This is a genomic window from Kitasatospora albolonga, assembly GCA_002082585.1.
GTDB classification, from domain to species: Bacteria; Actinomycetota; Actinomycetes; order Streptomycetales; family Streptomycetaceae; genus Streptomyces; species Streptomyces stephensoniae.
On sequence record CP020563.1, the window covers coordinates 4,663,962 to 4,688,768 of the forward strand.

A 24,807-nucleotide genomic window follows, 5' to 3' on the forward strand; every position below is an offset into this window, starting at 1 on the left:
AAGGGGGAACATCATGGAAGACGGTGGCAAGCGGCGGCGGAGGCGGGTGGTCCTCGGCTCGGTGCTGGCGGGGGCGGTGCTCATATCCGGCGTCGGGCTCTGGGCGACGGACAGCCTGTCCTCCAAGGACCGCTACTGCTGGGGTGCTTGGGAGCAGGACAGCGGGCCGCGCTTCCTCGGTGACTACATGCTCCGTGACCCCGGCTCCGAACGGACCTCCGCCGAATCGGGCGTCCCCGGCTCCGGCGGGAGGACGGCGACCTGCACTCTCTCGGTGGTGTCCGCCGGTTCCGCCACCGAGTCGGCCGGCTTCCAGGACCGGCTGACGCTCAGCTACGGACCCGTCCCCGAGGCTCCGGACCAGCGACGCGACTGGATCGACCGCTACTTCAGCGGTTCGGCCTCGCCGCTGCCCGAAGGACTCGACGGGCTCGTGGCGGACGACCGGGCGATGCTGATCCTGCCCGAGGCGTGCGATGCGGCCGGCCGTCCGTCGGCGGTCACGCTGTGGGGCGAGAGCCGGGGCGGCGGCTCCACCGGCGGTCACGCGACGCCGCTGACGATCGCCTCCCTGCCGGACATCTCCACGATGCTGCTGGACGCGGCCGACGTGGGGATGCGGAAGGCGGGCTGCGCACCGGAGAAGCCGCTGCGGACCAGCGCGCCGATGGCCCGGCTGGCGGAGGACGGCCGGGCCGCCGAGAACCCCGTCTGCCGCATCCCCGGGGTGACGTTCACCCTGGACGAGGACGTGCGGTACGAGCAGCGGGTGGGGGTGGTCGGGGACCGGCTCCAGACCTGTTCGGTGATCCGGCGGGAGCGCGGCAGCCCCGACGAACCGGCGGCCCAGTTCGTGATGGCCGGATCGCCTCGTACGGTCGCGGTCTTCGCCGGACTTCCCGAGGGCGCCGGGCAGGGTTTCGTACGCACCACCTGCGGTGACCGGGACATGGTGTTCTACGCCCGCGTCGGGCCGGAACTCGGTGACGGCGGCGGGAAGAAGGACCGGCGGGTGTTCGAGCGCTTCACCGAGGCCGTGGGCAAGCGCGTCGGGTGCGAGCCCGCGAAGGGGAACGGGGGAGCGGCATGACGGACACCACGGCCACGACGACGGGGGAAGCGGGACCACGCCCCCCGTTGCTGAAGCGGCTGGTCCGCAGCCGGACGGCCCGGGCGGTCACGGCGGCCGGGCTCGTCGGCGTACTGCTCGGAGCCGGAACGGTCGCCTGGCGCACGGATACGCTCCCGTTCATCGCCGCACCGGCTCCCTGCTGGGACACGTTCGACGATGCCTTGACCGAGCGGGTGTTCGGCGACCGCGAGACCGTCGCGGAGACCCAGCGGCTGGGCAACGACCCGAACAGCAGGACCGCTGTGTTCGGGCAGTGCCGCATCACCGGTTACAAGGACGAGGAGAAGGCACGGGCGGCGAAACAGCTCACCGTGCAGGTCCGCAGGCCGGCCGGTTACGGCAGGCAGGACGTGTGGCCCGCCGAGTTCCTGGGCGCGGACATGGTTCCCCTCGGTTCGGGGCTGCCCGGCATGGTCTCGCCGGTCCGGGCCTGGCTGGCGCTGCCGGAGAGCTGCACCGGGAGGGCGGGCATCCTGTCGGCCCCGGCCGTGGTGGACCTCGCCTGGGGCGACCTGGCCCTCAGCGGCGCCGTTCCGGAGCGCGACCGCAAGGACCGGGCCGCCCTCGCCGAAGCGGTGGTGGCGGTGACCAACGGCGTCCTGCGGGAGCTGGGCTGCTCCGGCACGTACCCCGCCCCGGCTCCGGACAAGCTCGCCGACCTCGTCGGCTGGCAGAAGGCGGAGCCGGGCGCCTTCTGCGGGGTCGAGGGGCTCAGCGCGCCCGCCGCCTACAGCGACTCGCTGGGGCGGGTGCGCGTGGGCCCGGACGGCGGCGCCGCGCGGACCTGCGAGGCCGGTGGCCGCTACCCGCCGGGCTACCTGCGGCTGACCACGGTCGTCGACCCCACGCTGGCCCAGATCTTCGCCGACGAGGCGGATTACGGCGGTACGCGGCTGGACCGTACAGCAGGCGGACCCGAGGGGTTCGGGTCGATCAATGTGACGCGCGGGGTGTACCTGGCGCAGTGCCAGACCGGCGAAGTGGCGTTCGTGATCGAGCGGAGGGAGGCGGTCAGCAGCGTGGCGGGGAAGGGGGCCAACCTGATCCGGGCGCTGCTGCCGAAGTACGTGGAGGCCGAGGCCGAACGGATCGGCTGCGGCCCGATCCGGCTGGAGCTGCCGAAGGTCCTGGAGTAGCCGTACGGGCCCGGAGCCCCGGCCTCACCCCCGCGCGACGATCTCCCGGGCCAGCGCGGCCAGTTCCGGCAGGGCGGGGTGGCCCGGTCCGTCGCGGCGGGCGAGGAGGACCGGGATGCCCGGGGCGTCGTCGAGCGGCAGATAGACGACCCCCGGGTGCGGGTGCATGGCGACGGTGGAGGCGGCCGAGACACCGCTGCCGCGCCCGGCGGCGATGGCGGTGAGCCAGTCGTCGGTGTTGGCGACGGTGAGTGTGGCGGCGGGCCGGGCGTGCGGCGGCCAGAGCTCGGGGGTGGTGCTGCCGGAGACGGGGTTCAGGACGACGGGGCCACCCGCGAGGTCGGCGAGGCGGAGCGACGTACGGGAGGCCAGCGGCCCGTCCGCGGTCACCGCGGCCACCCGCGCCTCGGTGAACAGCACCTCGGTGACGAGCCCCGGCGCCCGGACCGGCCCGCGCAGCAGCGCCGCGTCGACCTCGCCCCGGGTGAGCCCGGCGGTGCGGTCGTCGATCCGGAGCAGCTCCAGCGGGGTGTCCGGGTGGCGCTCCTGCCAGGTCCGCAGGAGCGGTGTGGTGTACGGGCCGAAGGCCGACCAGGCGTGCCCGAGCCGCAGGGGCCAGTGGCGCAGCCGCCCGGTGTCGAGCGCCTCGTCGAAGGCGGCGACCGCGGTGGCGGCCTTGTCCCGGAAGGCAGCGCCCTCGGGGGTCAGGGCGAGATGGTGGGTGGACCGGTCGACGAGCCGGATGCCCAGGTGGCGCTCCAGGGCGGCGAGGGTACGGGAGACGGCGGGCTGACTGAGCCCGAGCCGCGCGGCGGCCCGGGTGACGTTGGCTTCCTCGGCGACGGCGAGGAAGGCCCGCAGATGACGGAGCTCGACGGGGCGGGCGGAGGGTGTGCGGCCTTCGGAGCGTCCGGCGCGGGCGGGGCCTCCGGCGCGGGCGGGGCCTCCGGCGCGGGCGGGGCCTCCGGTCCGTTCCGGGCCCCCGGGCCCTCCCGCACCCCCTGGGCCCTCTGCGTTTCCTGGCTCTCCCCGGTGGTTCATGCGTCCGGAGCATAACGGGAGCCCAGAAGTCATTTCACGGGACGCGCGCGGGTGCTTACCGTGGAGCCTGCGCCCCTGTCGGCGCGGCACATCGTTTCGTACCCCCGGAAGGCCGCCCGTGAACGTCCAGCGCAGTGCCGCAGAGTCGGCCGCCGCAACCGTCGCCGTACCCGAGGCGGCACCCGCCCTGGACGCCGCCGACCACGGGCCGGGGCACGGAACCGACCCCGATGCCGCCTCCGGGCGGAAGGGGGTCGGGCGTGGGGCGCAGCTGGTGCCGGTCGTGCTGGTGGTCGCGGGTGGGCTGTCCGTCCAGTTCGGGTCGGCCGTCGCGGCGCTGCTGATGCCGAGGGCGGGGGCGCTGGGCGTCGTCACGCTCCGGCTGGCGGCGGCCGCGCTGATCCTGCTGGTGGTCTGCCGGCCGAAGCTGCGCGGCCACTCGCGCGCCGACTGGGGCACGGTGGTCGCCTTCGGCGTCGCTATGGGCGGCATGAACACGCTCTTCTACCAGGCGCTGGACCGTATCCCGCTCGGTATCGCCGTCACCCTGGAGGTGCTCGGCCCGCTGGCGCTCTCCGTCTTCGCCTCGCGCCGCCTGATCAACGTCCTGTGGGCGGGGCTCGCCCTGGTCGGCGTGGTCCTGCTGGGCGGCGGGGGCGCCGACCGCCTGGACCCGGTGGGGGTGGCGTACGCGCTGGGGGCGGGGGCGATGTGGGCGGCGTACATCGTGTTCAGCGCCCGCACCGGCCGCCGCTTCCCGCAGGCGGACGGGCTGGCCCTGGCGATGGTGGTCGCGGCGGTCCTCTCGCTGCCGCTGGGCATCTGGGAGTCCGGCGCCAAGCTCACCGTCCCCTCCACCCTGGCGCTCGGCGCGGCGGTGGCGGTCCTGAGCTCGGTGCTCCCGTACACCCTGGAACTCATGGCCCTGCGCCGCCTGCCCGCCTCCACGTTCGCGGTCATGATGAGCCTGGAACCGGCCATCGCGGCCATGGCGGGCTTCCTGATCCTGAGCCAGGCCCTGTCCACGACGGACGCCCTCGCCATCGCGCTGGTCATCGGGGCGAGCATGGGGGCGGTCCGCAGCCAGACGGGGCCGCGGAAGCGGAAGAAGAAGGAAGGGTGAGGGGCGCGGCGCTCAGCTGTCCGCGGGCAGAATCCGGAAGGCGTCCAGCCCCGGGGTGAGCGGGGCCATGGCCCGGAAGTCGCGCTGGTCCAGGGTGAAGATGCGGTCGGTCCGGTAACGGTCGGCCAGGACCACCCCGACGGCGTCGGCCAGGTCCAGCCGCAGGCCCTCGTACTTCTGCCGTACCTCGTGGGCGGTACGCAGATCCGCGAGCCTGAGCTCGGCGAGCCGGTACTGCCCGTCGCCCATACGGGAGTTCAGCGCCTCCATCACCTGCATCGCCGCCGGGAACCCCAGGTCGCGGTGGATGAGGTGATCCAGCTCGGTGACGACCAGCGGTGAGACGGCCAGCCTTTCGTGCTCCAGGATGCGGGCTGCCGCAGAGTGCTCGGGCTGAGCGGCGTCGAAGGCGGCGTAGAGGGCCGAGGTGTCGGCGACGATGATCAACGGCGTGCGGCCCGTTCCTTGATGTGCTTGTACACCGAGTCGTCCATCTCGTCCGGCGTGCGGGACCGCCCGCTGTCGAAGACCGGGAGCTCATGGCTGCGCTTCGGCTTCTCCGCGTGTTCCAGGAGCAGGGCGATGCCGCGCCGGATGAGCTCGGCCTTGCTGACGCCGGTCGCGGCCGCCTCGGCGTCCAGCCGTACTTCCAGATCCTCCGGAAGGTACACGGTCGTCTTTATCATGCGGCCAGATTACCACCCTGCCCTACGTAGGGCAGGGTGGTAACCATGCCCTTGCCGCTCACCACGTACAGGGTGCCCACAGATCGGTGATGGAGTCGGCCAGTTCGGCCGGGTGCGCGGGCCACCCCGTCCGGTGCCAGTGCTCGATGCGCCAGGACAGCCTGCGCGGCCAGAGCGGGGTGGCGGGCAGCTCCGTCACGGGGACCCAGACGGGGGTGCCGCCGTAGGTGTCCAGGGTCTCGGCGGGGCCGAGCGGGCCCTCGGCCGCCATGAGGAAGTAGTGCTCGTGCCGCTTCCCCCTCCAGACCCGCGCGACCTCGCGCCCGACGCGCCCGTGCAGACCGGTCTCCTCGCGGAGCTCCCGTACGGCGGCCTCCTCGGGCGTCTCGCCCGGCTCCACCCCGCCGCCCGGGATCTCGAAGTACGGGCCGTCCTCGTCCGGCTCCTGGAAGCGGATCACCAGCATGCGCCCGTCCCGTATCACGATCGCCCCGGCCCGGACCCGTACGGGCGGAACGGCGGCCGGATCGTCCAGTTCGACCGTCTCCACGGGCCCGGCGCCCTCCGCCCAGGCCCGCAGGACGGTCTCCGCCGTGCCGACCGGCCATATGCGGGCGTGCAGGGCCTCGTCCAGGGAGAGCGCGTGCGGCGGGCCCGGGGGTGTCGCCGTGCCGGGGAAGGCGTAGCGGACGGCGTCGGTGTCGTGGCGCTGCTCCAGGACGAGCCGTTCACCGTCGAAGTGCGGGGTCACCAGGTGTGGTTCGGCAGTCATCGGCGGAGACTAACAGCGGCGGGGCGCCCGGCGGCCGGGTGCGGCAGGGCCTCCGATAGAATCCAGGCCCCCACAAAATGGCAGAGAACCTGACGTGTTGTCCGAGAAGCAGGCCCCTGGATTCCCTTCCGAACCGGCACCCGGCGAGGTCCCCGAAAGGCCGCTGATGGCCTGGTGGGACCGGCGGAGCAGCCCGGCCAGGATCGAGTTGTACACGCGGTGGATGTTCGGCGCGCTGGTACTGAGCGAGGTGCTGCTCGGAGTCGAGGCGCTGCTGGAGGCCGCGCCCCACGGGCCGGTGGCGGCCCTGAGCGCGCTCATCGTCCTGCACGCCCTGACGATGGGCGTGGCCTGCGCGCGGGTTCTCGACTGGGTGCTGGAGCGCAGGGCGTACCCGCGCCGCCTGCTGGCGTTCGTGAACGCCGTCACCGTCGGCGTGGTGGTGGTTCTCGCGGTGATGCGCGGCTCGGGCGGGCTGGTGCCGTCGCAGGCCACGCTCGTCCTGCTCGCGATCGTGCCGTGTTTCGGCATCATGCCCCTCACGATGCAGTCCCGGTCCGGACGGCGGATGCTGCTGCTGATCGGGGTGGTGTCGCTCCTGACGGGAGCGGTCGTCATGCTGGCGTCGTGGTCGGTACTGGAAGGTGTCGTCTGCGCGGGTGTGGTGCTGGCCGGATGCATCGGTACGGCCTTCACCTGCCGGTTCTCGACCTGGATGCTCACCGCCGTATGGAAGCTGGACGAGGCCCGTGCCACGCAGGCGCGGCTGGCGGTGACCGAGGAGCGGCTGCGGTTCGCCCGTGATCTGCACGATGTGCTGGGCCGCAACCTGTCCGTGATCGCCATGAAGAGCGAACTGGCAGGCAGGCTGGGCCGCCGCGGCTCCGTCGACCCCGCGCTGCGGCAGATGGACGAGGTGCAGCAGATCGCCCGGGAGTCGCAGCACGAGGTGCGCGAGGTGGTCCGCGGATACCGGCAGGCCGATCTGCCCGGCGAACTCGACGGGGCGTGCGGTGTGCTGAAGTCGGCCGGGGTCGACTGCGCGTACGTCAAGGAGGGTTCGGGCCCCCTGCCGAGAGAGGTGCAGGTCGCCCTGGGGTGGGTCGTCCGGGAAGGGGCGACCAATGTGCTGCGGCACGCCGAGGCCACGCGGTGCGACATCACGCTGTCCGTGGCGGACGACGGCGGCCGTGCCACCCTGACCATGGTGAACGACGGCGTGCGGCCCGCCGGGGCGGACGTCCCGGGCTCACGTTTCCGCTCCGGGACCGGTCTCGCCGGGCTGCGGGAGCGGCTCGCTCTGCAGGCCGGGACGCTGGACGCAGGCCCCGGCCCGGACGGCACCTTCCGCCTGGTGGCCGACGTACCGCTGGCCGGGCGGTGACGCAGCGGGCGGAGGCGGACGGCCGGCGGTACGTCGGCCGTCCGCCTCTGGCGGAGTGAACGGCCGGATCAGATCCAGCCGTTCTTCTGCGCGATGTGCACGGCCCGGTAGCGGTTCTTCGCCCCCAGCTTGGTCGCCGCGGAGGACAGGTAGTTGCGCGCGGTCCCCGGGGTGAGGGCCGCGCGCTCCGCGATCTCGTTGACCGTGACGCCGTCGGCGGCCAGCGAGAGCAGGTCCGCTTCCCGGTTCGTCAGCGGCGACTCTCCGGCGCTGATCGCGTCGGCGGCCAGCTCCGCGTCGATGTAGCGGCTGCCCGCGTGCAGGGAGCGGATGATGGCGCTCATGTCCTGCGCGGAGATGGACTTGGGCGCGAAACCGTGGACCCCGGCCTTGAGCGCCCGCTTGAGGTAGCCGGGCAGGCCGTGCCCGGTGACGATGAGGACCCGGCAGTCCGGCAGCTGACGGATGATGGCCTCGGCGGAGGCGATGCCGTCCTGGTCCGGCATCTGCAGATCCAGGACCGCGACGTCCGCGCGGTGTTCGCAGGCGGCCGCGACCGCTTCCGAACCGTTCGACGCCTCGGCGACGACCTCGATGTCCGGCTCCAGATCGAGCAGAGCGGACACGGCGCTGCGCAGGAGGTGCTCGTCATCGGCAAGGACCACACGGATCACTGAGGATCTCCTCGTATCGGTACTGCTGCTCACGTCGGTACCGCTGGTCACGTCCGGGGTTCCCAGCGGAACCGCCTGCGCACGGTGTACGCGGCGAGTGCCGTCCATCCTGCGAGAACGGCGATGTCGAGCACAATCCGCCCCCACGACATTCCCTCCGTCCACCCGGCCCGGACGAGATCGATGACGGGGGTCAGCGGGAGGAACCGGAAGATGTCGTGGACGACGTCGGGCAGGACCTCCAGCGGGATGTAGGTGCCGGAGGTGAGCGGCAGCAGGAACATGCCGGGCAGCAGGGCGACCTGGGCGCTCTCCACGGTGCGGGCCATCGCCGTCGTGGCGGCGGCGAGCATGACCATGAGGGTGGTGCCGAGCGCCATCCCGACGAGGGGGAGGAGGGGGTTGGGGGGCAGGCCCATACCGGCGATGAGGGAGACGGCGACGGTGATGAGGCCGAACTGCACGGGTACGGCCGCCGCGGTCGGTACGGCGGACCCGGCGAGGATCGTGAAATCGGAGACCTCGCCCGTACGCAGCCGCTTCAGCAGGAGCTCCTCGCGGCGGGCCACGTAGATCCCGACCAGCGGTGCGTACAGGGCCATGGTGAGGATGACGCCCGCGGCGGTCGAGATGATGACGGGGCCCATGGTGAGCCCGGCGGCGGGCAGGTCGAAGCGGTCGATGACGACCTTCATGCCCACGGTGACCATCACCGGGATGAGCAGCACGTTGACGAGATTGGACTTGCTGCGGAAGAAGAGGGTGAACTCGGCGCGCCCGAGCGCGGCCAGGTGGGCGGTGGTCGCGTTCATACGAGGCTGCTCTCTTCCGTGTCGTGGGCGGTGTCGCCGGGGAGGGTCCGGCCGGGTGTCTCGTCGTGGCGTCCGGCGATATGGAGGAAGACTTCTTCGAGGGAGGCCGAGCGGGCCTCCAGCCCGGTCAGCGTGATGCCCTTCTCGCGGGCCCGCAGCAGCGCCTCGGTCGCCGTGTGCTGGAGATCGTCGGTGGTCAGCCGGACCGGTCCGCCGGGCTCGGTCTCCGCGCCGGTGGCGCCGAGTTCGGGGAGGGTGCCGAGGTCGGCGAGCGTGGTGTCCGGAGGCATCCGGAAGGCGATCGTGGCCGGTCGGGTGCCGGTGATCTCGGAGACCGGACCGGACGCGGCGATCCGCCCCCGGTGCATGATCGCCACCCGGTCGGCGAGGACCTCGGCCTCTTCCAGGTAGTGGGTGGTCAGGACGACGGTGGTCCCCTGTTCCTGCAGCCCCTTGATGATGTCCCAGGTCTCGTGCCGCCCCTCGGGGTCCATGCCCGTCGTCGGTTCGTCCAGGAAGAGCAGCTCGGGCCGGCCGAGCAGAGCCAGCGTCAGGTCGAGGCGGCGCTTCTCGCCTCCGGAGAGATTCTTGACCAGCACCCCGCTCCTGCCGCCGAGACCGGTCATCCCGAGGGCCTCCGCCGTCGGCCTCGGTGTGGAGACGCAGCGGGACCACATCCGGACCGTCTCCGCCACGGTGAGATCGGAGGCGAAGCCGCCCTCCTGGAGCATGACGCCGGTACGCGGCCGGATACGGGCCCGGTCGCGGACGGGGTCGTGCTCCCCGAACAGCCGGATGGTGCCCCGGGCGGGGGCCGCGAGGCCCTCCAGGAGCTCCAGGGTCGAGGTCTTGCCCGCGCCGTTGGTGCCGAGCAGTCCGAAGGTCTCGCCCCGTCCCACGGTGAAGCCCACGCCCCTGACCGCGTCGAAACCGCGTTCACCGGCGGGCCCGTAGCGTCGCCACACATCCGTGGCGCAGATCACATGGTCGAGAAATGGTTCTGGCATGGCGACATTCTTGCCGTCGGTACACCTCGCCGGTAGTGAGTCCTGTCATGGCTTTGGATGACAAACCTCATGGAAGGATTTTGCGTTTCCACCGCAAACGGCATAACGCGTTCCGCTTAGCCGTGTGACCCGTGCCATATCGCACCCCCTGGTGTCTGCTTATAGTTCCGGCGTGCGGTTGGACCAGCCGCACGATGTGCGGGTCGGAATTCATGACCGCATATACGGGGGGTTCGCGTTCGGCATGTTTCGGCATGTTTCCGAACGCTCGAAAGTCGATTTCAGCCTTCTGTTATGCGTTCATGAGTTCTCCGCGTGCTTTTTTCACACCAGGGAGAAATTTTATGAGCGACATCGCCGCCTACTTCAACGCCCGGCAGGACCTCGGCGGTATCGGCAGCGCCCACGTGCCTGCCGCTGACGCGCCCCTCCTGGCCACCCCGGCGACCATCACGACCATCGCCGGCTGGAAGGCCGTCGGCGCCTTCGCCGCAGGTGCAGGCTGTGTCGTCGGCGCGTACACGGCCGGCAAGGCCAACGGCTGACCCACAGCTGATCCACGGCGCGTCCGCCGCGGCCATCCGCACCACCCTTATCGATTCTCCGGAAAGAGATCCCTCATGACGAACGTCATCACGCGTCTGCACGCGACCGGTCAGCTCCCGGTGACCGCCATCGCGGACACCGAGTCCGGCGGCCTCACCGCCGCCGCCTACCCGGTGCTCGGCACCCCCGCCTTCGCGGTGCCTTTCACCGCCAAGGCGTTCTCGGCCGGCATCGCGTTCGGTGCGGCCACCGTGGCCGCCTACGACGCCGGAGCGGGCAAGTAACAGTGTGGTCCGGCGCCTGAGCGCCACGCATTGTCCGCGTTATTCCGTATGACGGTCCGCCGGGCCAGAGTCGCAGTCTGGCCCGGCGGATCACGGGACATTCTAGCCGGTGCACCATGGGAAAATTCCGGCATATTGTGGAGTGGAATCTGTGAAGCTTTCGAAGAGGATCGCCTCTGCGGTCTTTCGCCCTCTCCCGGTCTCCCGGGAACGGGCCATCGGCATATCCGAGCGGCTGAGCGCGGCCACCGCACTGGGGTCCTCGCTGGAGTACCTGACCCAGCGCAAGCAGACCCGCAAGGGCGGGCTGAACGACTTCACGATCCTCAAGGACAGTTACTTCGGCTCCTTCCCGCTCACCCAGCGGCTGATGCGGGCGGCCAGCGGCGAACGGACCACGGTGGCCCTGCACGTGGCGCAGGCGGCCGCGGCGACCGCGCTGCTGCTGCCCGGCAACCACCGCGCCCGGGGAGCGGCGAGCCTGTTCCTGTCGGCCAGCGGTGCGCTGCTCTACCCCCGCCACCGCTACGGCACCGACGGCTCCGACCAGGTCTCCATGCTGGTGCAGGCGGCGAACGGGGCCGCCAGGCTCTCCCGCAGCCCCCAGACCCAGGACGCCCTGATCTGGTACATCGCCCTGCAGGCCAACCTGTCGTACCTGGTGTCCGGCTGGGTCAAGCTGCTCGGGGAGCCGTGGCGGGACGCCACCGCCCTCGGCGGGGTGATGCGGACCCGGACCTACGGCCACGAGCCCACCTTCCGCCTGGTCGAGCGCTTCCCCCGGCAGGCCAAGTACCTGACGCACGGCGTCCTGGCGCTCGAATGCCTCTTCCCCGTGGCCTACCTCGCGGGCGGCCGTCTCGCCCGGCCGGTCATCGCCTCCGCCGCGGCCTTCCACGTCGCCAACGGATTCGTCATGGGACTCGGCCGGTTCGTCACCGCGTTCGTCTCCATGCACCCCATGGTCGCCTACACCTCCGCGCCCAAGTCCCACCCCGCCGTGGCCGGACGGGACGACCGGGCGCCCGCCGTGGCCGCCGTCCTGCTGGCGGGCTCCGCCGCCGCGGCCGGGGTGACCGCCGTACAGCGCAGGATGCGCACCCGGGACGGCTGGCCGACCTCACGGTTCGTCACCACCCGGCACGGCAACACCCTCCAGTACGAGACGGGCGGCGGCTCCGACGCGTCGAAGCCGGTCCTCGTCTTCGCGGCCGGACTGGCGTCCACCTCGGAGCACTTCGCGTGGATCACCGAGCGGCTCGTCAAGGGCTCCGGCTGCGGTGTGCTGTCCTACGCCCGCGCGGGGTACGCGGGCAGCGACCGCAACAGCCGGGACGCCTACCGTCTCGAGGAGTCGGTGGACGACCTGGTCGACCTCATCGGGCAGGCCGTGCCCTCCGGCCGCCGGGTCGTCCTGGTCGGGCACTCGCTCGGCGGCGAGCTCGCCCGCCGGGCCGCCCCGCAGCTCGGCGACCGCCTGGACGGCATCGTCTACCTCGACTCCTCCCACCCGGACGAACTCAACCGGTCCGCCGCGCAGCGCGAGGCCGGGGAGCAGCTCGGCCGGTCGATGTCCCTCATCACCGTGTCCCTGCGGCTCGGCATGGGCATCTTCATGGCGCGCCCCGACTGGCTGGAGAACCTCCCCCTCAACTACCGCCAGCGGGTGTTCGCCCAGTACACCGACGCCCGCATGTGGATCGCCGCCCGCCGCGAATGGGACGCCGTGGAGGCCGACTTCACGTCCTACAGCGGTGACCTGGAGCCGGTGGCGGCCGACGCCCTGGTGATCTCCGCCCAGCAGAGCATCGACCAGTCGCCGGAGCAGCTGCTCATGCACCACGAGATCGCCGAGTCCCACCGGGGCGCCGGGCGCCGGGTCGAGACCTGGGTCGTCGAGGGCAGCGACCACGACACCATGCTCACCGACAGCAGGTACGCGCTGCTGATCGCCGACCGGATCAAAGACTTCCTCACCACGGCCGCCGCCACCGCCCCGACAGCCGTCACGGCTCCCGCCACCACCCCCACCCCCTCAGCAGGAGCGGCCGAATGAAAGCACTGCACCACGCCAGATCGCTGTTCACCGGACCCGGTGCCACCGCGCGCGTCATCGGCGCCGCCTTCGTGGTCGGCACCATCGCCGCCCAGCACCCCAACCCCGTCTTCAACCGGCTCCAGGCCAAGGACACCTTCTCGGTCCTCCCGAACTGGCGCTTCTTCGCCCCCTCCCCGGCCATGCACGACTACCACTTCCTCTACCGCACGCTGGACGAAGAGAACGCCACCTCGCCCTGGCGCACCCTGGACGTCATCGCCGGGCGGAAGATGAGCCAGATCTTCTGGTTCCCCGACCGGCGCCCCGAGAAGGCCGTCTTCGACGTGTGCGGTGAGGTCCTTCAGGTGATGGACCGGGGCGGCTTCGAAGCGGGCCTGCAGTCACCGCCGTACCGGCTGATCACCTCCCATCTGCGGCACCTGCTGCGCGCGGAGGGGCAGGAGTCGGTCAAGGGGTTCCAGTTCGCCCTGGCCCGGGACGCGGGCTACGACACATCGGTGGAACCGGACATGATCTTCATGTCGCCCTACACGCCCATGAACCCGGAGGCCGCGCTGTGACCACCACCACCGTCATCATCTTCGCGATCGGCATCATCATCGCCCTGTACTTCCTGTTCAGCATCACGACGAACAACAAAGACAAGTGAAGATGACTCAGGACATCGGCTACGGCCAGCAGTTCCAGGGCTGGTACGACCGGATCTTCCCGAAGGACGCCCACGCGGACGCCACCGCAGAGGTGTTGGCCGCCCTGCACCCCGAACCCGGCGCCGGAACCCTGGAGTTGGGCGTCGGAACGGGCCGTATCGCCATCCCGCTCTCCCGCCGCGTGGGCCCGGTCACCGGTGTGGACTCCTCGCCCGAGATGCTCCAGGCGCTGAGCGCCGACAGCACCGCCGAGGAGGCGCGCGTCACCGCGGTGCGCGGTGACGCGCGCACCTACACCGACGACCGGACCTACGGCCTGGTGTACTGCGTGTGCAGCGTCCTGGGCCTGGTCACCGACCCCGTGGACCAGCAGCGGGTCATCAGCCGGGCCGCCGCCCTCCTCGCACCGGGCGGGCGGCTGGTCGTGGAGAGCCACAACAGGCAGGGCATCGTCGCGCTGCACGAAGGGCGGCGGCAGGCCACCTTCTTCACCCGCTATCCGGAACCCGGTACGGGACTTCAGACGCACGCCACCCTCCTGGACGACATCTGGGAGTGCCACCAGGTCTGGTACGAGGCCGACGGCACCACCCGCGTCGGATCGGAGGCCGTACGCCTCCTGGACCCCGACACCGTCGACGGGTACGCCACCCGGGCCGGGCTCACCCCGCACCTGCGGCTCTCCTCCTGGGACGGCACGCCCTACACCCCCGGGTCGCCCCTGTTCATCACCGTCTACGAACGGGGAGAGAACGCGTGAACGTATGGGAGACCGCGAAGGCGCACCGGCCGCTCCTGATCGCCGGGATCACCCTCGGCCTGCTCGGCGCGGTCGCGTCGCTCGCCCAGCCGCTGCTCATCGGTGAACTCATCGGGGCCGTGGCCAAGGACAGCCCGCTCTTCTGGCCCATCGCCTCGATCGTCGCGCTGTTCTGCGCCGACGCCGTGCTCGCCGCGGCGCACGCCTACGCGATCGGCCGCGCCGGTGAGAACATCGTCTTCGACATGCGGCGGACGCTCGTCGGCCGGTTGCTGCGGGCCGACATGGCGGCGTTCGGACGCCTCGACCACGGCGATGTGTTCACCCGGGTCGTCACGGACACCTCCATCGCGCGGGTCTCCCTCTCCCAGTCGCTGGCCCAGATCGTCACCTCGGGCTTCATGGTCGTCGGCGGTATCGCCGCCATGGCCTGGATCGACTGGCCGCTGCTCCTGCTCAGCCTGGGCTGTCTCGGCGCGGCCAGCGTGGTCTCGCTCCTGCTCGCCCGGCGGGTGCGGCAGGCGTCCCTGGTCAACCGGGAGGACACGAGCTCCTTCGGCTCCGGAGTGCAGCGCGTCATGGGCGGGATGAGCACCGTCAAGACCTCCCGCGCCGAGGCGCGCGAGGACGCCCGGATCACCGCGCTCGCCGGGCGCGCCCGCCGCTCCGGCATCCGGGTGAGCGCGATCTCCGCGATGCTCACCCCCGCCATGAACGTGGGCACGCAGGTGTGCCTGGCCGCGGTGGTGGGCTGGGGCATGTCCCGGGTCGCCACCGGGGCCATGGAGCTGTCGGCCCTGACGGCCTTCGTGATGTACCTGTTCTACCTGGTCGCCCCCCTGGTGATGCTCTTCCTCGCCATCGGGGAGTTCCAGCAGGGCCGGGCCGCCATCGACCGGGTCACCGAGCTGTCCCACCTGGAGCAGGAGGAGGCCGTGGCCCCGCCCCCGGCCGAGCTGCTGCCCGGCCCCGCCGTCCGGTTCGACGGGGTGACTTTCGGCTATGCCCCGCCGCCCGCCGCCCCGGTTGTCGAGGACGTCTCGTTCTCCGTGCCGCCCCACGGCCTCACGGCGATCGTCGGACCGTCCGGGGCGGGCAAGACCACCCTGTTCCAGCTCCTGGAACGGCTCCACCGGCCCGGCGAGGGCTCCGTCCACCTGCGGGGCGTCGACATCGCCACGATGCCGCTGGACCAGGTGCGCGGCCTGATCGGCTACGTCGAACAGGAGAGCGCCCTGATCCGGGGCACGGTCCGGGAGAACCTCACCTACGCCGATCCGGACGCCGACGACGGGGCGATCGCCCACGTCGTACGGCTGGCCGGGCTCACCGACGTCCTCGCCGGACTGCCCCAGGGGCTCGACACCCCGCTCGGCGAACGGGGCGCGGGCCTCTCCGGCGGCCAGCGCCAGCGGCTGGCCATCGCCCGCACGCTGCTCCAGCGCCCCCAGGTGATCCTGCTCGACGAGGCCACCGCCCACCTCGACAGCGAGGCCGAGGCCGCACTCCGCGACACCATCGCCACGGTCTCCCAGGAGTGCGCCGTCATCGCCATCGCCCACCGCCTCTCCACCGTGGTGGACGCGGACCGGATCATCGTCCTCGAAGCCGGACGCGTACGCGCCACCGGAACCCACCACGAACTGCTGGACTCCGACGAGCTGTACCGGCGCATCGCGAGCCGGCAGCTGCTGACCGAAGGCGCGGCCCGATGAGCGGGGACCAGGCGGACGCCGCCGTCGTCGGTACCGGGCCGAACGGTCTGGCGGCCGCCGTGACCCTGGCCCGCGCGGGGCTGCGCGTGGCGCTGTACGAGGCGGAGGACACGATCGGCGGCGGTCTGCGCACCGAGGCCCTCTTCGACCGGGACATCGTCCACGACCTGTGCTCAGCCGTGCACCCCATGGCGGCCGCCTCCCGCTTCTTCCGCGCGTTCGACCTGCCCGCCCGGGGTGTGGACCTGCGCCACCCCGAGATCAGCTACGCCCACCCCCTGGACGGGGGCCGGGCCGGTCTCGCGCACCGGGACCTGGAGCGGACCTGCGCCGGGCTCGGCCGGGACGGCGCCCGCTGGCGCGGCCTGATGCGGTCGCTGCTCGACCACAGCGAAGGAGTTGTCGACTTCGTGCTGTCCGGGCAGCGGGCCCTTCCCCGGGACCCGGTCGCCGCCGCTCTGGTCGGCCTGCGGACCCTGGAGCACGGAACGCGGCTGGGCGCCGCGCGGTTCCACGGCGAGGAGGCCGCCGCGCTGCTCACCGGCGTCACCGCCCACGCCCTCGGCAGGCTCCCGAGCATCGCCTCGGGCGCCGTCACCGCCCTGCTCGCCCACCTCGCGCACGGCACCGGCTGGCCGCTGCCCGCGGGCGGCAGCAGGAGCATCGCCGACGCGATGGCCGCGGACATCACCGCGCACGGGGGTGTGTTCCACACCGGCCGCCGCATCACCGACCTGCGCGAACTCGCCCCCGCCCGCCTGCTGATGCTCGACATCGCGCCCCGCGGACTGCTGGAGCTGGCCGGGGACCGGCTGCCGCCCCGCTACGCGCGCGCACTGCGCCGCTTCCGCTACGGCCCGGGGGCCGCGAAGGTCGATTTCCTTGTCTCGGAGCCGATCCCCTGGGCCAACCCCGAGGTGGGCAGGGCCGGTACCGTGCACCTCGGCGGGACCCATGCCGAGATGGTCCGGCAGGAGACCCTCACGGCGCGCGGTGTCCGCACCGACGAACCGTTCGTGCTCGTGGTCGACCCGGCCGTCACCGACCCGGGGCGTGCCGTCGGGGGCAAGCGCCCGGTGTGGGCGTACGCCCATGTCCCGCACGGGGACCGCACCGACCCGGTCCCCCTCGTCCTTTCCCGGATCGAGCGGTACGCCCCCGGTTTCACGGACACCGTTCTCGCCTCCCGGGGCATCCCGGCCGCCGGGATGGAGCACCACAACGCCAATTACGTCGGCGGGGACATCGGCGCGGGCGCGATGACCCTGACCCAGTCCGTCCTCCGGCCGGTCCCCAGCGTCGACCCGTACCGGACGCCGCTGCCGGGTGTCTACCTGTGCTCGGCGTCGACCCCGCCCGGCCCCAGCGTCCACGGGATGTCCGGCTACCTGGCCGCGCTCTCGTCCCTGCGCAGGGAGTACGGCGTCCGCGTTCCGCCCCCTCTGGGCGTACGGCCCTGACGGGAAACACGAACCCCCGCACCTCCGAACCCCCTAACCCCGAACCCCCGACCCCGGGCTGTGAACGCACGGGAGCGGCAGGCGGCGGACAGAAAATCATGCAAGCGCGCTTGATTGTTTCCTGGCGCGCTGCCATGCTCCTGGGCACCACACCCGGTCCCGAGGGGAGCGCACGTGTCCGATGTCGCAGCGGTGGTCGGCGATCTGCGCGAGGAGAGCGACGAACTCGACGCTCTCGTCGGGTCGTTGGAGCCCGGGCGGTGGCGTGAGCAGACCCCCGCCGAGGGGTGGACCGTCGCCCACCAGATCGCCCACCTCGCCTGGACCGACGAGGTCGCGCTGCTGGCGGCCACCGACCCGGACCGGTTCGGCGACGAGGTCGGCAAGGCGTTCGCCGCCCCCGAGTCCTTCGTCGACGAGGCCGCCGGGGCGCTGGTCGCCGCCCATGCCCCGGACGCCCTGCTCGCCCGGTGGCGGGAGGGGCGGCAGCGGCTCGACCAGGTGCTGCGGGACGCTCCGGCGGGCACCCGCATCCCCTGGTACGGGCCGCCGATGAGCGTCGCGTCCATGGCGACCGCCCGGCTCATGGAGACCTGGGCCCACGGCCAGGACATCGCCGACGCCCTCGGGGCCACCCGGACCCCCACCGCCCGGCTGCGGCACGTGGCCCGGATCGGGGTGCGGGCCCGGAACTACGCCTACGCGGTACGGGGGATCGAGCCACCCGGAGAGGAGTTCCGCGTCGAACTCCACGCACCCGACGGCGCGTTGATCGCGTACGGCCCCGAAGCCGCCGCCCAGCGCGTCACCGGGCCGCTCCTCGACTTCTGCCTCCTGGTCACCCAGCGCGCCCACCGCGCCGATCTCGCCGTCACCGCCGAGGGGCGCCAGGCGGACCAGTGGCTCGGTATCGCCCAGGCGTTCGCCGGCCCTCCCGGACCGGGCCGCCCGCCCCGTACCGAGCGGGCCGCACGGGGTGACCGGTGACTGCCCCCGCGCCGGGCCCGGCCCCTCTCCGTATCGGCAACGCCTCCGGCTTCTACGGCGACCGCTTCGACGCCGTGCGCGAGATGCTCACCGGCGGCCCCCTCGACGTCCTCACCGGCGACTACCTCGCCGAGCTGACCATGCTCATCCTCGGCCGCGGCCGCCTCAAGGACCCCGAGAAGGGGTACGCCACCACCTTCCTGCGTCAGCTGGAGGAAGGGCTCGGGCTCGCCCAGGAGCGGGGCGTGAAGATCGTCGCCAACGCGGGCGGGCTCAACCCGGCCGGACTCGCCGACGCCGTAAGGAAGTTGGCGGCCAAGGTCGGGGTTCCGGTGGCCGTCGCCCATGTGGAGGGCGACAGCCTGCCCGTACCCGACGGCTTCCTCACCGCCAACGCCTACCTGGGCGGCGCCGGGATCGCCGCCTGTCTGCGGGCCGGGGCCGACATCGTCGTCACCGGCCGGGTCACCGACGCGGCCCTCGTCACCGGCCCGGCCGCCGCCCGCTTCGGCTGGGGCCCCGACGACCTGGACGCCCTCGCGGGAGCGGTGGTGGCCGGGCACGTCCTGGAGTGCGGCACGCAGGCGACCGGCGGGAACTACGCCTTCTTCGGCGACCACGACCCCGGCCTTCTGCGCCGCCCCGGCTTCCCGCTCGCCGAGATCCACGCCGACGGGTCCTCCGTGATCACCAAGCACGCCGGTACGGGAGGCGTCGTCGACCTCGGGACGGTCACCGCCCAACTCCTGTACGAGACCGGGGGAGCCCGGTACGCCGGACCCGACGTCACCGCCCGCCTCGACACCGTACGGCTCACCCCCGACGGCCCGGACCGGGTGCGCGTCGACGGCGTGCGCGGCGAGGCCCCGCCGCCCACGCTCAAGGCCGGGCTCACCCGGCTCGGCGGCTGGCGCAACGAAGTCGTGTTCGTCCTCACGGGCCTGGATGTGGCGGCCAAGTCCCGTCTGGTGCAGGCCCAGTTCGCCGACGCCCTGGAGCGGAGCGGTGTGCGGCCCCCCGCCGAGGTGCGCTGGGAGCTGGTCCGTACCGACCGCCCCGACGCCGACACCGAGGAGCGGGCCAGCGCGCTGCTCCGACTCACCGTCCGGGACCAGGACGCCGAGGCGGTGGGCCGGGCCGTCTCCTCCGCCGCCGTCGAACTCGCCCTCGGCAGCTACCCGGGCTGCCATGTCACCGCACCGCCCGGAAAGGGCGCGCCCTACGGGGTGTTCGAGGCGATCCACGTACCGGCGGGGGAGGTCGAGCACCTCGCCGTACTGCCGGACGGGCGGCGGGAGATCATCGAACCGCCCACCCATACACAGGAGTTGGCCGAGGTCGATGAACCGCCGCTCCCCGAACCGTATCCGTCCGGGCCCACCCGCCGCGCCCCCCTCGGGCTCGTCGCGGGGGCCCGCAGCGGGGACAAGGGCGGTGACGCCAACGTGGGCGTCTGGGTGCGGGACGACGCCGCGTGGCGGTGGCTGGCGCATGAGCTGACCGTCGAGCGGTTCAAGGAACTCCTCCCGGAGACCGCCGACTTGACCGTCGTACGCCATGTCCTGCCCAATCTGCGCGCCCTCAACTTCACCGTGCACGGCCTCCTCGGGGAGGGCGTCGCGTCCCAGGCCCGGTTCGACCCGCAGGCCAAGGCGGTGGGGGAGTGGCTGCGGTCGCGGTGGCTGCCGATCCCCGTGGCCCTGCTGGAAGGCACCGCCCCCGTACCGGAGGTGACCGTATGACCGTCCTGCCCACCGCGCTCGACACCGACAGCCCGGAGTACGCGGCGCATCGGGCCGCCCTGCTGGAGAAGATCGCCGCCCTGGAGGCCGAGCACGCCAAGGTGCTCGCGGGCGGCGGCGAGAAGTACGTGGCCCGGCACCGCAAGCGCGGCAAGCTCCCCGCCCGCGAGCGGATCGAGCTGCTGGTCGACCCCGACACCCCGTTCCTGGAGCTGTCCCCGCTGGCCGCCTGGGGCAGTGACTATGCGGTCGGCGCCTCGCTCATCACGGGCATCGGGGTGGTGGAGGGCGTCGAGTGCCTGATCACCGCCAACGACCCGACCGTACGCGGCGGGGCCTCGAACCCCTGGACGCTGAAGAAGGCCCTGCGCGCCAATGAGATCGCCTTCGCCAACCGGCTGCCGTGCATCAGCCTGGTGGAGTCGGGCGGCGCCGATCTGCCCTCCCAGAAGGAGATCTTCATCCCGGGCGGGGCGCTGTTCCGGGACATCACCCGGCTCTCGGCGGCCGGAATCCCCACCGTGGCCGTGGTGTTCGGCAACTCGACCGCCGGAGGCGCGTACGTCCCCGGCATGTCCGACCATGCCGTGATGATCCGCGAGCGCTCCAAGGTCTTCCTCGGCGGACCGCCGCTCGTGAAGATGGCGACCGGTGAGGAGAGCGACGACGAGTCCCTGGGCGGGGCCGAGATGCACGCCCGGACGTCGGGGCTCGCCGACCACTTCGCCGTGGACGAGCAGGACGCGATCCGGCAGGCCCGGCGGATCGTGGCCCGCTTCAACTGGCGCAAGGCGCACACCGATCCGGGGCTCGCCGAGCCGCCGAAGTACGACGCGGAGGAGTTGCTCGGGATCGTGCCGGGCGATCTGAAGGTGCCCTTCGACCCGCGCGAGGTGATCGCCCGGCTGGTGGACGGATCGGACTTCGACGCGTTCAAGCCGCTGTACGGGACGAGCCTGGTCACGGGGTGGGCGCGGCTGCACGGCTATCCGGTCGGCATTCTCGCCAACGCGCAGGGGGTGCTGTTCAGCGAGGAGTCGCAGAAGGCCGCCCAGTTCATTCAGTTGGCGAATCAGCGGGACATTCCGTTGCTCTTCCTGCACAACACCACCGGCTACATGGTCGGCAAGGAGTACGAGCAGGGCGGCATCATCAAACACGGCGCGATGATGATCAACGCCGTCGCCAACTCCCGCGTCCCGCACCTGTCGGTGCTCATGGGCGCCTCGTACGGGGCCGGGCACTACGGGATGTGCGGCCGGGCCTACGACCCGCGCTTCCTCTTCGCCTGGCCGAGCAGCAAGTCCGCCGTCATGGGCCCGCAGCAGCTCGCGGGCGTCCTCTCCATCGTGGCCCGCGCGTCGGCCGCCGCGAAGGGGATGCCGTACGACGACGAGGCGGACGCCGGGCTGCGCGCGATGGTGGAGCAGCAGATCGAGGCGGAGTCGCTGCCGATGTTCCTCTCGGGGCGGCTGTACGACGACGGGGTGATCGACCCGCGCGACACCCGGACCGTCCTCGGGGTGTGCCTGTCCGCGATCCACACCGCACCGGTCGAGGGCGCCCGCGGCGGCTTCGGCGTCTTCCGAATGTGAGGCCCGGATGACCATCACGACTCTTCTTGTCGCCAACCGGGGCGAGATCGCCTGCCGGATCTTCCGCACCTGCCGTGACCTGGGCATCACCACGGTCGCCGTGTACTCCGACGCGGACACCGACGCCCTGCACGTACGGGAGGCAGACCTCGCCGTACGCCTGCCGGGGGCCGCCCCGGCCGACACCTATCTGCGCGGCGACCTCGTCGTGGCCGCCGCGCTGGCCGCCGGGGCGGACGCCGTGCACCCCGGCTACGGCTTCCTCTCCGAGAACGCCGCCTTTGCCGCCGCCGTGCAGGACGCGGGGCTGGTGTGGGTGGGCCCGCCGGTCAAGGCCATCGAGCTGATGGCGTCCAAGACCCGGGCCAAGGAGCTGATGGCAGGGGCCGGGGTGCCGCTGCTGGCCCCGGTGGACCCGGCGACGGCGGGCCCGGACGATCTGCCGCTGCTGCTGAAGGCCGCGTCGGGCGGGGGCGGGCGGGGCATGCGGATCGTCCGGGAACTGGACGCGCTGGGCGGTGAGTTGCTGGCCGCCGCCGCGGAGGCCGCGTCCGCCTTCGGGGACGGGGAGGTGTTCGCGGAGCCGTACGTGGAGCGGGGCAGGCACGTCGAGGTGCAGGTCATGGCGGACGCGTACGACACCGTGTGGGCCCTCGGCACCCGGGACTGCTCGCTCCAGCGCCGCCACCAGAAGGTCATCGAGGAGGCCCCGGCGCCCGGCCTGGACGACGCCCTGCGCACCCGGCTCCATGACGCGGCGGTGGCGGCGGCGCGGGCGGTCGGGTACCGGGGGGCGGGGACCGTGGAGTTCCTGGTCTCCGCCGAGGGGCGGCCGTACTTTCTGGAGATGAACACCCGCCTCCAGGTCGAACACCCGGTGACGGAGGCCGTGTTCGGGGTGGACCTGGTCGCGCTGCAACTGCGGGTGGCGGAGGGCGAGCCGCTGCCGGAGCTCCCGGTGGCGTCCGGCCACGCGGTGGAGGCCCGGCTCTACGCCGAGGACCCCGCGCGCGACTGGCAGCCGCAGACCGGAGCGCTGCTCACACTGGAGGTGCCGGACGCGCCCGGCCTGCGCCTGGACACCGGGTACGTCGGCGGCGACACCATCGGCGTGCACTACGACCCGATGCTCGCCAAGGTCATCGCGCACGCCCCGACGCGGACGGAGGCGGTGCGACTCCTCGCCGGGGCCCTGGAGCGCGCCCGTATCCACGGCCCGGTCACCAACAGGGCGCTGCTCGTACGGTCGTTGCGCCACCCGGATTTCGCGGCGGCCCGCCTCGACACCGGCTTCTACGACCGCCACCTGGCCGACCTCACCGCGCCCGGAGCAGGCGACCCCGCCACCGCCGCCCTCGCCGCCACCCTGGCGGAAGCCGTACGCGCCACCGAGGGCCACACCGCCCCCACCCGCTTCGGCGCCTGGCGCAACGTCCCCTCGCAGCCCCAGCTCAAGCGCTACCGGAGCGAACCCGACGGCACCGAGCACGCGATCGCCTACCGCACCCCGCGCACCGGCATCCCGGAACCGTACGAGAGGGACGGTATCCGGGCCGTCTCCGTCACCCCCGACCGCGTCACCCTCGAACTCGACGGCGTGACACGCCACTTCACCCTCACACGCGACCCCGACCCCGACCGCGACCAGGTCCACGTGGACACCGCCGGAGCCTCGTACACCTTCACCGCCCTGCCCCGCTTCACCGACCCCGCCACGCGGACCGACCCCGGCTCTCTCCTCGCCCCCATGCCCGGCACCGTCGTCCGCCTCGCGGAGGGTCTCGCGCCGGGGGCCGTGGTGGCGGCCGGGCAGCCGCTGATCTGGCTGGAGGCGATGAAGATGGAGCACCGCGTCCTCGCCCCCGCCTCCGGCACCCTCACCGCCCTGCACGCCGCCCCCGGCCACCAGGTCGAGCTGGGCGCCCTGCTCGCCGTGGTCCAGGAAGACCTGGGCCCCGCCCCCGTAACGGAGGAGACCGCATGAGCACCGTCCGTACCGCCGTTCTCGAAACCGAAGAGCACCAGGCGCTGCGCGCCGCCGTCGCCGCCCTCGGGAAGCGTTACGGGCGCGACTACATGACCACCGTCATCCGCGAGGGCTCCCACACCCGCGAGCTGTGGGCGGAGGCCGCCAAACTCGGCTACCTCGGGGTGAACCTCCCCGAGGAGTACGGCGGCGGGGGCGGCGGCATGGCGGAACTCTCCATCGTGATGGAGGAGTTGGGGGCGGCCGGATCGCCGCTCCTGATGATGATCGTGTCGCCCGCGATCTGCGGCACGGTCATCGCCCGCTTCGGCACGGACGAGCAGAAGCGGACGTGGCTGCCGGGCCTCGCCGACGGCACGCTCACCATGGCCTTCGGCATCACCGAGCCCGACGCCGGGTCCAACTCGCACCGGATCACCACCACCGCCCGCCGCGACGGCACCGACTGGGTCCTCACCGGCCGCAAGGTCTTCGTGTCCGGCGTCGACATAGCCGACGCCACGTTGATCGTGGGCCGCACGGAGGACGCCCGGTCGGGGAAGCTGAAGCCCTGCCTGTTCATCGTCCCGCGCGAGGCGGAAGGCTTCGGGCGCAACGCGATCGACATGGAACTCCACGCCCCCGAGAAGCAGTTCGAGCTGGTCCTCGACGACGTACGGCTGCCCGCCGACGCCCTGGTCGGCGACGAGGACGCGGGGCTGCTGCAACTCTTCGCCGGGCTCAACCCCGAGCGGATCATGACGGCCGCGTTCGGGATCGGGATGGGCCGGTTCGCGCTCGGCCGGGCCGTCGAGTACGCCCGTACACGCCAGGTCTGGAAGGCCCCGATCGGCTCCCACCAGGCCATCGCGCACCCGCTCGCCACCGCGCACATCGACCTGGAGCTGTCGCGCCTGATGATGCAGAAGGCCGCCCGGCTCTACGACGAGGGCGACGACATCGGGGCGGGCGAGGCGGCGAACATGGCGAAATACGCGGCCGGCGAGGCGTGCGTGAAGGCGGTCGACCAGGCGGTGCACACGCTCGGCGGCAACGGCCTGACCCGCGAGTACGGGCTCGCGTCCCTGATCACGGCATCGCGGGTGGCCCGGATCGCGCCGGTCAGCCGGGAGATGATCCTGAACTATGTCTCGCACCAGTCGCTGGGCCTGCCGAAGTCGTACTAGGCCCCGCGCCCGCACCGGAGCTGTACGGGCTCCAGCGGCTGCGGCACCGGAGCCGCACGGTCGCTGGCACCGCAGCACCGGGGCCGTTC

At 72.5% G+C, this 24,807-nt stretch carries 23 protein-coding genes; 16 read left to right on the plus strand and 7 right to left on the minus strand.

Translation table 11 applies throughout. The annotated features are described in order from the left end of the window. Positions 1–13: 13 nt before the first annotated feature. Together B7C62_20495 and B7C62_20500 are read left to right on the plus strand one after the other, a co-directional pair. Complete coding sequence (locus B7C62_20495) at positions 14–1,090, plus strand: hypothetical protein (protein ID ARF74346.1); 1,077 nt, start codon at positions 14–16, stop codon at positions 1,088–1,090. Beyond that, positions 1,087–2,268 carry a hypothetical protein gene (locus tag B7C62_20500; protein ARF74347.1) on the plus strand — a complete coding sequence of 394 codons (1,182 nt, stop codon included), beginning with the start codon at positions 1,087–1,089 and terminating at the stop codon, positions 2,266–2,268. The genes B7C62_20495 and B7C62_20500 overlap by 4 nt, the downstream gene beginning before the upstream one ends. A gap of 24 nt (positions 2,269–2,292) precedes the next feature. Here the strand turns inward: B7C62_20500 and B7C62_20505 are convergent, their stop codons facing one another. Continuing rightward, a complete protein-coding gene (locus B7C62_20505) occupies positions 2,293–3,129 on the minus strand; it encodes a LysR family transcriptional regulator (GenBank protein ID ARF77292.1) in 837 nt (278 codons plus the stop codon). A 298-nt stretch (positions 3,130–3,427) separates the two neighbouring features. On the opposite strand from B7C62_20505, the gene B7C62_20510 reads away from it, so the two are divergent. After that, positions 3,428–4,432, plus strand: a complete 1,005-nt coding sequence (locus B7C62_20510; protein ID ARF74348.1) for an EamA family transporter — start codon at positions 3,428–3,430, stop codon at positions 4,430–4,432. A gap of 12 nt (positions 4,433–4,444) precedes the next feature. Here the strand turns inward: B7C62_20510 and B7C62_20515 are convergent, their stop codons facing one another. The 3 genes from B7C62_20515 to B7C62_20525 are packed head-to-tail and all read right to left on the minus strand — an operon-like array spanning position 4,445 to position 5,890. Continuing rightward, complete coding sequence (locus tag B7C62_20515; GenBank protein ID ARF74349.1) at positions 4,445–4,879, minus strand: VapC toxin family PIN domain ribonuclease; 435 nt, start codon at positions 4,877–4,879, stop codon at positions 4,445–4,447. Then, the gene (locus tag B7C62_20520) at positions 4,876–5,118 is read right to left on the minus strand and encodes a CopG family transcriptional regulator (protein ID ARF74350.1); all 243 of its coding nucleotides are present in this window, start codon (positions 5,116–5,118) and stop codon (positions 4,876–4,878) included. The genes B7C62_20515 and B7C62_20520 overlap by 4 nt, the downstream gene beginning before the upstream one ends. Before the next feature lie 58 nt (positions 5,119–5,176). Further along, complete coding sequence (locus tag B7C62_20525) at positions 5,177–5,890, minus strand: NUDIX hydrolase (protein ID ARF74351.1); 714 nt, start codon at positions 5,888–5,890, stop codon at positions 5,177–5,179. Positions 5,891–6,056: 166 nt separating this feature from the next. Here B7C62_20525 and B7C62_20530 point away from each other — a divergent pair, with 166 nt between their 5' ends. Continuing rightward, complete coding sequence (locus B7C62_20530) at positions 6,057–7,274, plus strand: hypothetical protein (protein ID ARF74352.1); 1,218 nt, start codon at positions 6,057–6,059, stop codon at positions 7,272–7,274. Positions 7,275–7,342: 68 nt separating this feature from the next. Here B7C62_20530 and B7C62_20535 read toward each other — a convergent pair whose 3' ends face one another. The 3 genes from B7C62_20535 to B7C62_20545 are packed head-to-tail and all read right to left on the minus strand — an operon-like array spanning position 7,343 to position 9,767. Beyond that, positions 7,343–8,056 (minus strand): DNA-binding response regulator, encoded by a 714-nt coding sequence (locus B7C62_20535; protein ARF74353.1) that lies wholly within the window; start codon positions 8,054–8,056, stop codon positions 7,343–7,345. Then, entirely contained in the window at positions 7,996–8,760 is a 765-nt protein-coding gene (locus B7C62_20540; protein ARF74354.1) for a hypothetical protein, read from the minus strand. Before B7C62_20540 ends, B7C62_20535 begins: the two co-directional genes overlap by 61 nt. Continuing rightward, entirely contained in the window at positions 8,757–9,767 is a 1,011-nt protein-coding gene (locus tag B7C62_20545; protein ID ARF74355.1) for a multidrug ABC transporter ATP-binding protein, read from the minus strand. Before B7C62_20545 ends, B7C62_20540 begins: the two co-directional genes overlap by 4 nt. Before the next feature lie 344 nt (positions 9,768–10,111). Here B7C62_20545 and B7C62_20550 point away from each other — a divergent pair, with 344 nt between their 5' ends. The 12 genes from B7C62_20550 to B7C62_20605 all read left to right on the plus strand — a co-directional run bounded on the left by B7C62_20550 (position 10,112) and on the right by B7C62_20605 (position 24,718). Then, positions 10,112–10,312, plus strand: coding sequence for a hypothetical protein (locus tag B7C62_20550; protein ID ARF74356.1), 201 nt, complete (start codon positions 10,112–10,114; stop codon positions 10,310–10,312). 75 nt (positions 10,313–10,387) lie between these two features. Then, entirely contained in the window at positions 10,388–10,597 is a 210-nt protein-coding gene (locus B7C62_20555) for a hypothetical protein (GenBank protein ID ARF74357.1), read from the plus strand. A 151-nt stretch (positions 10,598–10,748) separates the two neighbouring features. Continuing rightward, entirely contained in the window at positions 10,749–12,653 is a 1,905-nt protein-coding gene (locus tag B7C62_20560; GenBank protein ARF74358.1) for a thioesterase, read from the plus strand. Then, entirely contained in the window at positions 12,650–13,216 is a 567-nt protein-coding gene (locus tag B7C62_20565) for a hypothetical protein (protein ID ARF74359.1), read from the plus strand. Before B7C62_20560 ends, B7C62_20565 begins: the two co-directional genes overlap by 4 nt. A 91-nt stretch (positions 13,217–13,307) precedes the next feature. Next, entirely contained in the window at positions 13,308–14,066 is a 759-nt protein-coding gene (locus tag B7C62_20570; protein ID ARF77293.1) for an SAM-dependent methyltransferase, read from the plus strand. Beyond that, a complete protein-coding gene (locus B7C62_20575) occupies positions 14,063–15,781 on the plus strand; it encodes an ABC transporter ATP-binding protein (protein ID ARF74360.1) in 1,719 nt (572 codons plus the stop codon). Before B7C62_20570 ends, B7C62_20575 begins: the two co-directional genes overlap by 4 nt. Then, positions 15,778–17,241, plus strand: a complete 1,464-nt coding sequence (locus B7C62_20580) for a dehydrogenase (GenBank protein ARF74361.1) — start codon at positions 15,778–15,780, stop codon at positions 17,239–17,241. The genes B7C62_20575 and B7C62_20580 overlap by 4 nt, the downstream gene beginning before the upstream one ends. A 174-nt stretch (positions 17,242–17,415) precedes the next feature. After that, complete coding sequence (locus B7C62_20585; GenBank protein ID ARF74362.1) at positions 17,416–18,228, plus strand: TIGR03084 family protein; 813 nt, start codon at positions 17,416–17,418, stop codon at positions 18,226–18,228. Continuing rightward, complete coding sequence (locus B7C62_20590; protein ID ARF74363.1) at positions 18,225–19,970, plus strand: exopolyphosphatase; 1,746 nt, start codon at positions 18,225–18,227, stop codon at positions 19,968–19,970. The genes B7C62_20585 and B7C62_20590 overlap by 4 nt, the downstream gene beginning before the upstream one ends. Next, positions 19,967–21,565: an acetyl-CoA carboxylase carboxyltransferase subunit gene (locus B7C62_20595; GenBank protein ARF74364.1), complete on the plus strand. Its 1,599-nt coding sequence runs from the start codon at positions 19,967–19,969 to the stop codon at positions 21,563–21,565. The genes B7C62_20590 and B7C62_20595 overlap by 4 nt, the downstream gene beginning before the upstream one ends. Before the next feature lie 7 nt (positions 21,566–21,572). Then, positions 21,573–23,549, plus strand: coding sequence for an acety-l/propionyl-CoA carboxylase subunit alpha (locus B7C62_20600; protein ARF74365.1), 1,977 nt, complete (start codon positions 21,573–21,575; stop codon positions 23,547–23,549). Then, positions 23,546–24,718, plus strand: a complete 1,173-nt coding sequence (locus B7C62_20605; GenBank protein ARF74366.1) for an acyl-CoA dehydrogenase — start codon at positions 23,546–23,548, stop codon at positions 24,716–24,718. Before B7C62_20600 ends, B7C62_20605 begins: the two co-directional genes overlap by 4 nt. Positions 24,719–24,807: the final 89 nt, after the last annotated feature.